Genomic DNA, 13,340 nt, shown 5'->3' with positions numbered 1-13,340 from the left:
CGGGCCCTGGCTCCCTGAAGGCAAACCCACGGCCGATGCGCCCGCCGCGCACTGGGTTCGGCCGCGTTCGGCCGCGGGCGTCTAGAATGCGCAGATGCAGCACGATGCCGTCACCCGCCCCACGCCGCCTGCCTCGGCCGCGCCATGGCCGCGCAAGTCCACCCGCCAGGTCATGGTCGGGGGCGTGGCGGTCGGCGGCGGTGCGCCGGTGGTGGTGCAGTCGATGACCAACACCGACACCGCGGACGTGGCCGCCTCGGTCAAGCAGGTGGCCGAACTGTGGCGCGCCGGCTCGGAGCTGGTGCGGCTGACGGTGAACACCGCCGAGGCGGCGGCGGCGATTCCGCGCATCCGCGACAAGCTGGCGCTGATGGGCGTGGACGTGCCGCTGATCGGCGACTTCCACTACAACGGCCACCAGTTGCTGGCCGGCGAGCCGGCCTGCGCGGAAGCCTTGGCCAAGTACCGGATCAACCCCGGCAACGTCGGCTTCGGCAAGAAGAAGGACACCCAGTTCGCCGAGATCATCGAAAAGGCGCTGGAGTACGGCAAGCCGGTGCGCATCGGCGCCAACTGGGGTTCCCTGGACCAGTCGCTGGCGGCGCGCCTGATGGACGAGAACAGCGCCCGCGCCGAGCCCTGGGACGCCGGGCGGGTATTGCGCGAGGCGCTGATCCTGTCGGCGCTGGACTCGGCCGCGCGCGCGGTCGAGCTGGGCCTGCCGGCCGAGCGCATCGTGCTCAGTTGCAAGGTCAGCGGCGTGCAGGAATTGATCGCGGTGTACCGCGACCTGTCCGCACGCTGCGACTACGCGCTGCACCTGGGCCTGACCGAGGCCGGCATCGGCAGCAAGGGCATCGTCGCCTCGGCCGCCGCACTGTCGGTGCTGCTGCAGGAAGGCATCGGCGACACCATCCGCATCTCGCTCACCCCCGAGCCGGGCCAGTCGCGCACCGCCGAAGTGGTGGTGGCGCAGGAACTTCTGCAGACCACCGGCCAGCGCGCCTTCACCCCCATGGTCATCGCCTGCCCGGGCTGCGGCCGCACCACCAGCACCTTCTTCCAGGAACTGGCCAAGACCGTGCAGGAACACGTGCGGGCGCGGATGCCCGAGTGGCGCGTGTCCCACCCCGGCGCGGAGAACCTGTCGCTGGCGGTGATGGGCTGCGTGGTCAACGGGCCGGGCGAGTCGCGCCACGCCGACATCGGCATTTCACTGCCCGGCACCGGCGAGGCGCCGTCCGCGCCGGTGTTCGTCGACGGGCGCAAGACGGTGACGCTGAAGGGCGAGAACATCGCCGCCGAGTTCGTGGCCCTGATCGACGACTACGTCCGGACCCGCTATGCCCGCAAGGCCGGCTGAGGGCCTTCCGCAAGCCGCATCGCCCATCGCCACGCTGCGCGGCACGCTGCAACCGCTCGCGTTGCTGTTCGCCGGCGTGCTGCTGCCACTGTGGCTGTTCGCTGCGCTGGCCGGGCGGGTGCACGCGCTCGAGGACATGGGCCTGGACGACGCGCTGCTGCGGTGGCTCGACGGCCTGGCGAGCCCGGGCCTGGACGTCCTGGTCGTCGCGGTCACCCGGGCCGGCTACGAGTACGGGGTGATTCCCGCGGACGTGCTGCTCGCGCTCGGCCTGCTGGCGTGGCGGCGCTGGCGCGAGGCGGTGTTCGCCATCGCCGCGTTCGCCGGCTCGGCCGTGCTGAACGTGGCGACCAAGCAGGCGTTCCAGCGCGAGCGGCCCTCGCTGTGGGCGTCGGTCGCGCCGGAGGACACCTTCAGTTTTCCCAGCGGGCACGCGATGGGGTCGATGACCCTGGCCGTGGTCTGCGTGCTGCTGGCCTGGCATACGCGCTGGCGCTGGCCGGTGCTGGCGCTGGCCTCGGCGTTCACCGTGGCGGTGGGCGTGTCGCGGCTGTACCTGGGCGTGCATTATCCGTCCGACGTGATCGCCGGCTGGGCCGCCGGCCTGGCCTGGGCGGCAGGGGCCTACCTGGTGCTGTTCCGGCGATGCCGGCCGTGGCGCCGACGGGCGTCCTAGAACCTGACCCGGTTCACGAAACCGTTATCGTCCGGGAGCACGATCCGGCGACGCCGCACACCAGCTCCAACGTAGCCCTATGCTGGAACACCGGCGCGCTGAAGACCGCGTTCTGGTGCCTGAACACCGGCCTGGCGCTGATGGCGGCTGACCCTGCTGCCGCTGGGCACCCTGCAACTGCTGGCCGCGATCGAGCACGGCTACTACTACGCACGCCCGGCCGAGTTCATGCAGAAGCCCATCGTCGACATGCTGGTGTGGATGCGGGTGCCCGGCGGCGACGTCTTCAGCATCGGCGCGGTGGCGCTGGCCTGGCTCGTCGTGCGGCTGTGGATCGGGCCCCGCCCGGCGGCGGCCTGCCGGAGGACTCCCGCTGACCCCGGTCTTGGGGAAGGGCGGCCAGGGACGGCCACCCGACCGCGGATGGAGCAGGAACCGTCAGGCCGGAAAAGCGAAGGCCCGGGCTTGCCCGGGCCTTCGCTGGAAGATGGTGGGCCAGGGGCTACCTAACATTTCAAATAAATTTAAATAAAATCAATAGAATAGGATTATTGAATATTTTTAGTTGCCCCCGGTGTTGCCCCCGTTACAACTCGGGCTTTGCTGGACGATGTCGGACGATCCTGGAACCGGAGCGAGCACGAGCGGGAATCAGGGGAGACGTCGCCACTGGGGGTCATCCTGTGCATCGGCAAGAAGTCCGAACAGATCGAACTGCTTTAGTTGGACAAGTCGCGGATCCACGTCGCCGAGTACCTGACAACCCTGCCGCCGCGATCTGTGCTTATGGAGCGTTTGAAGCAGGCGACCCAGCGGGCACAGTCGCAGGTTGAACGGTGAACGCTTAGCCACACAGTGCCGGGGCCGGGGTGCGCCCGCGGACCGCAGCCCGTGGCTGGCGCAGGAGGGAGGAAGATTTTGTCCGTCTCGTTATTTATTGAGATTAGATGCTGGCGGGATGGGGTGTTGATGTGTTCTCCATAATGGAGTGCATATGTTCTCCATGAAGAAACTCAGTGATCGCAGACTCGCCGTACTGGCCTTTATCCAGGAACGGGTGGCCCGCCAGGGCCAGCCGCCGACCCTTGCCGAGATCGCGGAGGCCTGTGGGCTGGCCTCACGCAGCGCAGCCCGCAAGCACGTCGTGGCGCTGGAGGAGGCCGGGCTGATCGAAGTCGCACCCGGCCAGGCGCGCGGTGCGCGGCCGCCGCGTGCCAGGACCCGCAGCGACCTGATTCGGGAGAGCAGCTTGTTCGAGATCACCCCTCGCGATGTCGCCGAACTGGATGACAGCGCCCTACGTGAACTCCTCGCTAGGCTGTGCGACGCAAGTCTGGCGGCGAGCCGGCACCCGTCGCAGCACGTGACCTGGGGTGGCGATCAGCGCGCTTCGGACGGCGGGGTGGACGTGCGACTCGACGCACCGCAGGCAGTCGCGAACGAAGCGGGCTTCCCCCGGCCCGTGGTCGGCTACCAAGTGAAGAAAATGCGGATGCCCCGGTCCGAGATTCAGGGCGAGATGTGCCCGGGCGGCGTGCTGCGTCCGTCGATTCGCAACATCGTCCAGGCCGGTGGCGCTTACATCATCGTCAGCTCGGAAAGCACCTCCGACAGCAGCTATCAGGAACGCAAGAAGGCCATGCAGGAGGCCGTGGCCGGGGTGGAGGGCGCGGATGCCGCGCTCGTCGACTTCTACGACGCGCGACGGATCGCCGACTGGACCAATCGGCACCCCGGCGTCGTCACGTGGGTCCGGGAGCGTCTCGGCAAACCGCTGCAGGGATGGCGCCCCCATGGACAGTGGGTGATCAACCGAGGAGGCAAGGCCCATCCCTTCGTCGACGACGAATCCCCGCGCCTAGTCGACCCCGCGGATCGCGAACAGCATCGGTACTCGCTGCAGGAGGGACTCCAATACGTGCGCACGCTGCTGCGCAGGGGAGGCGCGTCCGTACGGGTCGCGGGTCTGTCCGGGGTGGGGAAGACCCGGTTCGCCCAGGCCTTGTTCGAGGGGGAGGCCGCGGAGAACGCCATTGATCCGTCACTGGCGGTGTACTGCGACGTCTCCGACGAGCCTTTGCCGGCGCCGCAGGTGCTGCTGGACGAGCTGGTCGCCGCCGGGCGCCGGGTCGTCCTCGTGGTCGACAACTGTTCGTCCGAGCTACACGCGAAGCTGGCGGCGAAGTGCAAGGGCTCCGATACCGTCAGCCTGCTGACCATCGAATACGACATCCGCGAGGATACGCCGAACGAGACGAGCGTCTTCCGCCTGGAGCCGGCGTCTTCGGAGCTGATCACCGAGGTGATCAAGCAGCAGTTCCCGCATATCTCGCTGGTCGACGCTGCGACGATCACTCGCTTCTCGGAAGGAAATTCCAGGGTGGCCATCGCCCTGGCCGACACGGTGGGAAAGGGTGAGTCGCTGGGCCGACTGAGCGACGACGCGCTCTTCAACCGGCTGTTCTGGCAGAAGCATGACAAGAACGACTCGCTGCTCCGCGCCGCACGAGCCTGTGCGCTGGTGTACTCGTTCGACGGCGAAAACGAGGCGAACGAGCTCCCCCGATTGGCCGTGCTGGCCGACATGGGGGTGCTCGCGCTCCACGGCGAAGTGGCCACGTTGCTCCAACGCGGCTTGGCACAGAAGCGTGGTCCCTGGCGCGCAGTGCTGCCGCATGCCATCGCGACCCGCCTGGCGAAGCAGGCGCTTTCGGCGATTCCCTACAGCTTCATCGCCCCGCAGCTGGTGGAGGGTAAGGGGCGGTTGCTCCGCTCGTTCTCGCGCCGGCTGGGCTACCTGCACGACAGCGAAGAGGCCGTCACCATCGTCCGCGGATGGTTGGCGGAAGAAGGACTCCTCGGTGACGTCGCCGGGCTCAACGAGCCGCTGGTTGAGGTGCTTCGCAACGTGGCGCCGGTGGATCGCAAGGCAGCGCTTGAATCGATCGAGCGTGCGGCGAACGGTGATGATGCCGAACAGTTCCTGGCTGTGGACAACTCGGCCAGGAGCACCATTACGCACCTGCTCAGGTCCATCGCGTACGAGGCCGAGCATTTCGATCGGTGCCTGGCGGTGCTCGTGCTGTTCGCGCTGGCCGAGCCAGCCGGGAACCGGATGGACCGTACCGACGAGCTCATCAAGTCGATGTTTACCATCTACCTGTCCGGCACGCACGCCACTAGGGACCAGCGCGCGTCATGGATCCGTGCGCACCTGGAGTCGGCAGACGAGCGCGTGCAGGGGCTGGCGATCCAGTGCCTGGATTCCGCCTTGGAGACAAACCATTTCTCCTCGCACTACGGTTTCGACTTCGGGGCGTGGTCGCGGAACTATGGATACACGCCCAAGCGCGGGCCGGAGGCGTTGGCGTGGTTCGAGTCTTTCATCGCGCTTGCGGTGGAGTTCGGCATGCACGAGTCTGCACTGGGCGCGAGGGTCCGGAACATGCTGGCAAGCAACTTTCGGTCCCTGTGGACCAATGTCCGCCGGTACGACCAGTTGGAGGATGCCGTCGCGAGGCTGATGCCGCTCGGCTGGGAAAAGGGGTGGTTGGCCATTCGCCAGACGATGCGGTTCGACAAGGACGAGAAGAATCCGGAGGGGGCGCGTCGCTTGGCGGCTCTTGAGCAACGAATCCGGCCAACGACCCTGGTCGCACAGACCAAGGCCGTGGTGTTGACCTCGTTCTCGGCCGGACTGGATATCACCGACGGGGACGAATACGACGGCCTGAAGCCCTATGAGCGTGCCGAGCGCTACGCGGAGGATCTTGGGCGGGCGGTGGCGACGGACGCCGAATCGCTGGAGGTACTGCTCCCGATGCTGGTCGAGAACAAGCAGGCACGCCAGTCGAGGTTCGGGTTCGGGCTCGCGAAGGGGTCGAACCAGCCGGAGCAACTTTGGCGTGCACTCGTGTCCTCCTTCGAATCGACCGATGCTGATGTCCGCGGCGTGCAGGTGCTGCTTGGGTTTCTGGGAGGCCTCCACGAGGTCGACAGGCCGCTGTTCGAACGACTTCTTGATGAAGCTCTAGACAGCCCGACGCTTTCCGAGTGGGTGCCCGTCCTGCAGACCTGTGCGCCACTGGACGAGCGCGGCAGCGACAGGCTCATGCGATCACTTGAGCGCGGCGCCGCACCTGCGCACCAGTACCAGTACCTCGCCTACGGGCGTGTAACGGAAGGATTGACCGATCAGGACATGGCGCGGCTGCTTCGTGGCATCGCCGACAAGGACGATGGCCTGCTGGTCGCGTTGGACGTGATGGCGATGCACCTATACGGCAAGCCGCAGGCAGGCCCAGGTATTACTGCCGCCGCCCGTGAGCTCGTGCCCAAGGTGCCGCTGACCGTACGGCGGAACCACCAGCTCGACTTTTCCCTCAAGTCATTGGTGGAGAAGTGCATGGCCGGCCCTGACGGAGAGCCGGCGGCCAGAGCGCTACTCCGGAGCCTCCGTGCAGGCATGGCGGACCATACGCTGTCTTCGTACGACTTCGAAGACGTTATTGGCGCACTGTTTTCGGTTCATCCGGTTACCGCGCTTGACGAACTAGTGGACGCCAGCGAGGACGACCCTCGAGGGTTCATCCGGACATTGACGCTCGAAGGCCTGCACGGTGGGAAGCACCCGCTTGCCAACGTCCCGTTGGAAACATTGCTGGCATGGTGCCGTGGTGGTGATTCCGAGCGTTGGGCACTACTGGCCGATTCGATTCTGGCGTTCGCCGAGGACGATGACAAACATGTGGTTTGGACCGAAGCCGCGTTGGAACTGATCCGGAACTCACCCGAGCAGATAAAGGTGATCCGGGCGTTGGCCCGCCGGATTAAGCCCATGAGTTGGAGCGGATCCCGGGCCACCATCATGTCCAAACGGTTGCCGTTGTTCGATGCGCTCGAGGTCTTCCTTCAAGGCGAGGATCCCGCTGCGCTCAGGCAGTATCGCGAGAACTTCGAGCGCCAGATTGAGCGCGAGCGTGCGTGGGAACAGCAGGAACGAAACCCTCGGGATAACAGCTTCGAGTAGTTCGGGTTTCCCGAGGCCCGGTCATGCAACATCAACTTTCACGGGAGCGTCCTGGGAGAGCGGGGATGAATGAAGAGTCCAAAGAGGCATCGGACGCGACAGCCAGCGACAATCCTGGGGGACAGCAGCCCCGGCTTGCTCCGCCAAAGCGAGTAGATCCTACTGAGGTTGCCGCCGGCCCGATCTTCGATCTCACCACGGCAGAAGGTGAGACCGAATCGGAACGTTTTCTCGCGCATCTTTGTAGGCACTCCTTTTTGAGTCTGTGGTCCTATCCAAATACCTTTACTGACGAAGGCGTTCGCGAGGACGGTGCCTCGAGTGGGAACGAGTTCGCTGACGTTCTCGTGGTTTTTGGAGATGACGTCATTCTGTTTTCCGACAAGCACATTCGCTTCAGAGAGGGCGTTGCACTCGATGTTGCGTGGCCGCGTTGGTTCAAGAGCGCGATAACGAAATCGGTGCGGCAGCTCTATGGCGCGATGAACTGGGCCAAGCGCTTTCCTGTCCGCGTCTATCAGGATGCAGCCTGCAAGAAACCCTTGCCGGTCCCGCTTCCTTCGCCAGATCGTGCGCGGTTCCATCTTGTCGCAACGACGCGTGGATCGTTTGTCCCTTGTTCAAAGCATTTTAAAGGGAGTCTTGGCACACATCAGATCAATACGGGGATTGTCGGAAAGGATCATCACCAGCACCCCTTTACCATTGGCGTAGTTGAGCCGCGCAAACAGTTTGTGCACGTCTTTGACGAATTCTCTCTCGAGGCGGTCCTACGCGAGCGCGATACGGCTGCTGACTTCATCGCTTATCTGAAGGCACGAGAGGAACTGCTTACATCGGGAACAGTTGTCATCGCCGCTGGGGAAGAGCAGATCCTTGCCGCGTACATGACGAACATGAGGGACGGTGAGCACTGGTTCTTGCCGCCACAAGACGGGAAGTCACTTCCCGGCATTATTTGGTTCGACGAATCTCATTGGCCAGGCCTCCACGAACGACCCGAGTACAAAGCAAAGAAGGTCGCCGATAGAACAAGCTATCTCTGGGACCGATTGGTTGATCGGTTCATCAAGGAAGGCAACCCAGGAATCATGGGTGCCACCACGAGCAACCAGGATCTGGAGGTCGCACTCCGCATCATCGCGTCTAAGAGTCGGTTCGAGAGGAGGCTTCTTTCGGATGTCTTACTGGCTGTATTCGAGATGGCCAAGGCACGGCCAGATGCCAGGCGGACGAGACTGTTCTCTACGTTGCAGCAGCCAGAGGTGGCGTACGCCTTCCTGATTGATCCGCTACCGCCTGGAGAAGGCTATGCCGAGTACCGCAGGCGGCGTGCTTCGTTCCTCCAGATTTATTTGCAATGCGCAAAGCTGCGCATGCCTGAAGCAACGACATTCATTGGTATGGCGTTCGATCATCCGGTGAAGGATTACGCTGGCTATTCCGAGGATTTGGCGGTTTACCTTTTGCCCGAAGATGCGGAGGTCGACTTGGTGGAATTGCGACGGTTGGCCGATGGGATGGGCATACTTGCTGAGGATCTGCCGTTGCAGCGCAGTTGGACTCAGGACTTCCCCCGCCAACGTCCGGAATCACCAGCGGCGCCTGTTCCACGATCGCAGAAGAAGGCGAAGAGCCGAAATAGAATGGCGAAGGCTTCTAGACGCAAGAATCGTCGAAAGTGAGGAGCTGATTCTGCTGACGGCTTCTAGCAGAGATCGGCGATTGATGGGGTCGATCTAAGTACGGATGCTGCTGGAGTGGCTGAAGACAACCTCTCTACCTGAAATCCCGCGACCTGGTTTCCAGCGTCCCCAGCAGTGGCGTCATGTCGTGCAGCCGACTGGCAATCAGGTGCTCGACTCCGTCGACCCGCTCCCATTTGCCATCCACGGCGAGCAGGCGCGAGCCGACCAGTTCCCGCCGCTGGCGCTCGGCCAGGTCGCGCCAGACCACGACGTTGATGACGCCGGCCTCGTCCTCGAGCGTCACGAATACGGCACCGCTGGCGGTGGCGGGACGCTGGCGCATGGTCACCAGGCCTGCGGCGCGCAGGCGGCTGCCGTGTTTGCGACTCTGCAGGTCGGCGCTGCCCAGGCAGCGTTCGCGGCGGAGCCGGTCGCGCAGCAGTGAGACCGGGTGGGTGCCGAGCGTGAGGCCCAGGCTGCGGTAATCGGCGACGACGTCCTGGCCGGCTGTGGGGACGGGCAGGGCGACGGCGTCCTCCTCGGGGCTGCCGTCGAACAGGGGTCGCTGCGGTTCAAGGCCCGCGACGGTCCAGTGGGCGTCGTGGCGATGGCCGGCCAAGGACTTGAGGGCGCCGGCCTCGGCCAGCAGGGAGGATGTGCGCTCGTCCAGTGCCGCGCGCATACACAGGTCTGCGACGCCGGCGAAGGGACGCTGCCGCCGGGCTTCGCTGATGCGATGGCCGGCATCTTCGGGGAACCCCTTGATCTGCCGGAAGCCCAGCCGGATTGCCGGCTGTTCGCCGCCAGGGATGCCGTCCTCGAGCGTATTGCCCCAGTCGCTGCGGGTGGCATCGACCTCCCGAATCTCGACGCCATGGCGGCGGATGTCCTGCAGCAGGCTGCTGGCGCTGTAGAAGCCCATCGGCTGCGCGTTGAGCAGCGCGCAGGTGAAGGCGGCCGGCTCGTGGCACTTGAGCCAGCACGAGACGTAGGTGATCAGCGCGAACGAGCAGGCGTGGCTTTCCGGGAAGCCGTAACTAGCGAAGCCCTTGATCTGCTCGAAAATTTGCGCGGCGAACTCGGGGGAGTAACCGCGGGCGAGCATGCCCTCGGTGATGCGCTGGTGGTGGATCTCCATGTCGCCGTGGCGCTTCCATGCCGCCATCGAACGCCGCAGCTGGTCGGCCTCGCCGGGCGTGTAGCCCGCGGCGACGATGGCCAGCTTCATCACTTGTTCCTGAAACAATGGCACTCCGAGCGTACGCTCGAACACCTCGCGCAGGTCCTCGGACGGGTAGGAGACCGGCTCCAGCCCCTGCCGGCGGCGCAGATAGGGATGCACCATCTTTCCCTGGATCGGGCCGGGGCGGACGATCGCCACCTCGATGACGAGGTCGTAGAACGTCTTCGGCTTCATCCGCGGCAGCATCGACATCTGCGCGCGCGACTCGATCTGGAACACGCCGACGGTGTCCGCCTTCTGGATCATGGCGTAGGTGGCCGGATCGTCGGCGGGGATCGTGGCCGGGGTCAGGTTGTGGCCACGGTGCTGGCGCAGCAGGTCCAGCGCCTTGCGCACGCAGGTCAGCATGCCAAGCGCGAGGCAATCCACCTTGAGCAGCCCGAGCACGTCGAGGTCATCCTTGTTCCACTGGATGACGGTGCGGTTCTCCATCGCCGCGGGCTCGGTCGGCACCAGTGTCGATAGAGGGGCATCGGAGATGACGAACCCGCCGACGTGCTGGGACAGGTGGCGGGGGTGGTCGATGAGCTCGCCGACGAGGTAGACCAGACGGCGCATAACCGGTGTCTCGGGATCGAACCCGGCTTCGATCAGCCGCTCGGCCGGTGGCGCCTCAGATTGCCACCAGTCGAAGCAATGGCTGAGCGCGTTGACCTGGTCGCGCGGAAAGCCCAAAGCCTTCGCCACGTCGCGGGCGGCGCTGCGGCCGCGGTAGCAGATAACGTTTGCGGTCAGTGCGGCACGGTCGCGGCCGTACTTAGCGTAGATGTACTGGATGACCTCCTCGCGGCGCTCGTGCTCGAAGTCGATGTCGATATCCGGCGGCTCGTTGCGCTCCTTGCTGATGAAACGCTCCATGAGCAGCTGCATGTGGGTCGGGTCGACCTCGGTCACGCCTAGCGCGAAGCACACCGCGGAGTTCGCGGCCGAGCCGCGCCCTTGGCAGAGGATGCCGAGGCTGCGGGCATGCCGGACCAGGTCGTGGACGGTGAGGAAATATGCTTCGTACTGCAGTTCGCCGATGAGCTGCAGTTCGTACTCGATTAGGCCACGCACCTTGGACGATTCGCCCTTTGGCCAGCGCCAGCGAATGCCGTCTTCGGTCAGTTTGCGTAGCCAGGAGGCCGGCGTCTCGCCATTGGGAACCAGTTCCTTCGGATAGCGGTACTTCAGCTGGCCGAGCTGAAACGTGCAGCGTGCTGCGACGGCGAGCGTCTCGGCGAGCAGGTCGGGTGGATAGACCTCGGCCAGCACCTCGCGCCGGCGCAGGTGGCGCTCGCCGTTGCGGAACAGGTGGGCGCCGGCCTCGGCGACCGGGACGCTTTGGCGGATCGAGGTGATCGTGTCCTGCAGCGCCCGGCGACGCTTGATGTCCATGTGGACGTCGCCGGTGGCGATCGGGCGCAGGCCGGTCTGGTCCGCGAGCGCGAGCAGTTCTCGCAGGCGCGCGACATCGTCGCGATCACGGTGCAGTTCGACCGCGAGCCAGGCGTGGGAGAAGGTGCGGCGGACCCAGTAGCCCTGCTCGGGATCGGGCCGGCTGCCGGGCACCCACAGCGCCAGCAGGCCGGGCAGGGGACGATCAAAATCCTCGCGCATCAGCCGGTACTCGCTCTTCTTCGCGCCGTGGCGGCCGAGGGTGATCAGCACGCACAGGGTTTCGTAGCCGGCCTGGTCCTCGACCAGCAGCACGAACTTGGTGCCGTCAGTCAGGGTGAACTCGCTGCCCACGATCAGCGGCACGCCGGTTTCCTGTGCGGCCTCGAACGCGCGCACGATGCCGGCCAGCGAACACTCGTCGGTGATCGCCAGCGCGGCGTAGCTGCAGGCCTTGGCGCGACGGAACAGTTGCTTGGCCGTCGCGGCGCCGCGCAGGAAGCTGAAGTCCGACAGGCAGTGCAGTTCGGCATAGGCGGGCGCACTCATGCGAACCACCCGTGCAGCATCCAGTTGCCCTGTTCACCCACCGGCGCGAAGGCCCAGGCGCGCTGGCCGAGGGCGAGTTCCAGCACGTAATAGTCGCGCTTGGCGTCCCCGCCGTCCCACCAGCCCGATTCCAGGCGCTCCGGGCCGCTGAGGATGCGGGGAGCGGGACCGCGCAACGGGATGGGCTGAGGCAACAACCAGGTCGGGCGTGGCGGCCGGTCCTCAACCCCATCGGCTGAACTGCCGTCGTCGCGTTGCCAGGCGCGCTCCGGGCGCGGGTCGGTGGCCTCGGCGATGCGGTACACCGCATCCGGACCCAGCCGCGCGCGCAGCCGTTCGCGCAGCTGTTCCCAAGGCACCCCGCCGACTGGCTGCTCGTCGAACAGGTCGCGGCCGGCCGGCACGAACGGCGGAAGGTGACTTGCGATCAGGCGCAGCGCGACCACCGGCGCGGGAATCTCGGCGCGTTCGAGCCGGCTGCGGGTCAGCTCGAACAGCAGCGCCGGATCGCGCTCGGCAGCGAGCAGGCCGATCTCGACCGGCGTGGACGGATGCTCTTCGTGTTCGAGCCGCAGCACGAACCGCTGTACGCCGCCGTCGCGGCCGGCGAGGTAGGCGGCCAGGTCCGCGGTGAGCCGGCGCACCGGGAACAGCAGGGCCTGGTGCTGTTCGACCTCATAGGCCAGTTCGATCCGGACATCGAAGGTATCCGGGGGGCGGTAACAATCGAGCAGCTCCGGCGCATCGCCGAGCATGCGATCGACCTGGTCGAGCAGGCCCTGCCCGAAACGGCGGCGTAGGCCATCGCGGGGCAAGGCAAACAGTTGCCGCAGCTCGCGCAGGCCGACATGGTGCAAGCGCATGCCGGCATCGTCCGGCAACGCCGCGCGCCGGATCTGCACGGCACCGAGCGCGTTGCGCAGGTGCTCGCGCTGCAGGATCGCGAGGCCGTCGCGCACGCCCGCCAGGACTCGCGCGCCATGCGCCGTCGGCGCCAAGGCGATGCGGTGGCGGAAGCCGAGCGCGGTGAGATCGGCGCGCAACTGGGCCTCGAACCGCGGCCAGTCGCCGACCAGGCTGAAGCTGCCCTGCGCCTCGAGCACGATCGCGTCGGGCCAGCCGGCGTAGACCTGCGAACTGTAGCGGTAGGCCCAGGCGGCGAGGAAGCGCTGCCAGCGCTCGGCTTCGCGTGGGTCTTGCTCGACCACGGCGAAGTCATGCAGGATCGCCTGCGCCAGCGTCATCCGCTGGCCGGCGTGGAGCCCGGCTTGTGCGGCCGCGTCGTTGACCGCGATCAGTTCGCGGCGCTGCGGGTGGCCGCCGACGATCGCGAACGGCTTATCCGGCTCAGGGTGGCGGCGGAGGACGCTGTCCAGCGCCAGGTGCGGCAGCACGATGCAGGCCCACAACATGGC

The 13,340-nt window shown here is 66.0% G+C and carries 6 protein-coding genes; 4 read left to right on the top strand and 2 right to left on the bottom strand.

Going from position 1 to position 13,340, the window contains the following annotated elements:
* The first annotated feature begins 94 nt into the window (after positions 1–94).
* The 4 genes from ispG to HNR76_RS07705 all read left to right on the top strand — a co-directional run bounded on the left by ispG (position 95) and on the right by HNR76_RS07705 (position 8,753).
* Positions 95–1,363 carry a flavodoxin-dependent (E)-4-hydroxy-3-methylbut-2-enyl-diphosphate synthase gene (gene ispG / locus HNR76_RS07720; protein WP_162309537.1) on the top strand — a complete coding sequence of 423 codons (1,269 nt, stop codon included), beginning with the start codon at positions 95–97 and terminating at the stop codon, positions 1,361–1,363.
* A complete protein-coding gene (locus HNR76_RS07715) occupies positions 1,344–2,039 on the top strand; it encodes a phosphatase PAP2 family protein (RefSeq protein ID WP_162309536.1) in 696 nt (231 codons plus the stop codon). The genes ispG and HNR76_RS07715 overlap by 20 nt, the downstream gene beginning before the upstream one ends.
* A 994-nt stretch (positions 2,040–3,033) precedes the next feature.
* Complete coding sequence (locus HNR76_RS07710; RefSeq protein WP_162309535.1) at positions 3,034–7,068, top strand: LexA family protein; 4,035 nt, start codon at positions 3,034–3,036, stop codon at positions 7,066–7,068.
* 65 nt (positions 7,069–7,133) lie between these two features.
* A complete protein-coding gene (locus HNR76_RS07705) occupies positions 7,134–8,753 on the top strand; it encodes a hypothetical protein (RefSeq protein ID WP_162309534.1) in 1,620 nt (539 codons plus the stop codon).
* Between the two features lie 94 nt (positions 8,754–8,847).
* On the opposite strand, the gene HNR76_RS07700 is transcribed toward HNR76_RS07705, so the two are convergent.
* Together HNR76_RS07700 and HNR76_RS07695 are read right to left on the bottom strand one after the other, a co-directional pair.
* The gene (locus HNR76_RS07700; RefSeq protein ID WP_162309533.1) at positions 8,848–11,925 is read right to left on the bottom strand and encodes an error-prone DNA polymerase; all 3,078 of its coding nucleotides are present in this window, start codon (positions 11,923–11,925) and stop codon (positions 8,848–8,850) included.
* Positions 11,922–13,337, bottom strand: coding sequence for a Y-family DNA polymerase (locus tag HNR76_RS07695; protein WP_162309532.1), 1,416 nt, complete (start codon positions 13,335–13,337; stop codon positions 11,922–11,924). The genes HNR76_RS07700 and HNR76_RS07695 overlap by 4 nt, the downstream gene beginning before the upstream one ends.
* Positions 13,338–13,340 lie beyond the last annotated feature (3 nt).

It is taken from the genome of Pseudoxanthomonas broegbernensis (assembly GCF_014202435.1).
Classification (GTDB): Bacteria; Pseudomonadota; Gammaproteobacteria; order Xanthomonadales; family Xanthomonadaceae; genus Pseudoxanthomonas; species Pseudoxanthomonas broegbernensis.
The sequence above is the reverse complement of the archived record's forward strand: the minus strand, read 5'-3'. Positions and strand labels throughout refer to the sequence as shown.

Excerpts from the sequence above, each read along its gene's own strand:
- HNR76_RS07705 (WP_162309534.1), top strand. The coding sequence starts at position 7,134 with ATGAATGAAGAGTCCAAAGAGGCATCGGACGCGACAGCCAGCGACAAT.
- ispG (WP_162309537.1), top strand. The coding sequence starts at position 95 with ATGCAGCACGATGCCGTCACCCGCCCCACGCCGCCTGCCTCGGCCGCG.
- HNR76_RS07710 (WP_162309535.1), top strand. The coding sequence starts at position 3,034 with ATGTTCTCCATGAAGAAACTCAGTGATCGCAGACTCGCCGTACTGGCC.
- HNR76_RS07695 (WP_162309532.1), bottom strand. The coding sequence starts at position 13,337 with ATGTTGTGGGCCTGCATCGTGCTGCCGCACCTGGCGCTGGACAGCGTC.
- HNR76_RS07715 (WP_162309536.1), top strand. The coding sequence starts at position 1,344 with ATGCCCGCAAGGCCGGCTGAGGGCCTTCCGCAAGCCGCATCGCCCATC.
- HNR76_RS07700 (WP_162309533.1), bottom strand. The coding sequence starts at position 11,925 with ATGAGTGCGCCCGCCTATGCCGAACTGCACTGCCTGTCGGACTTCAGC.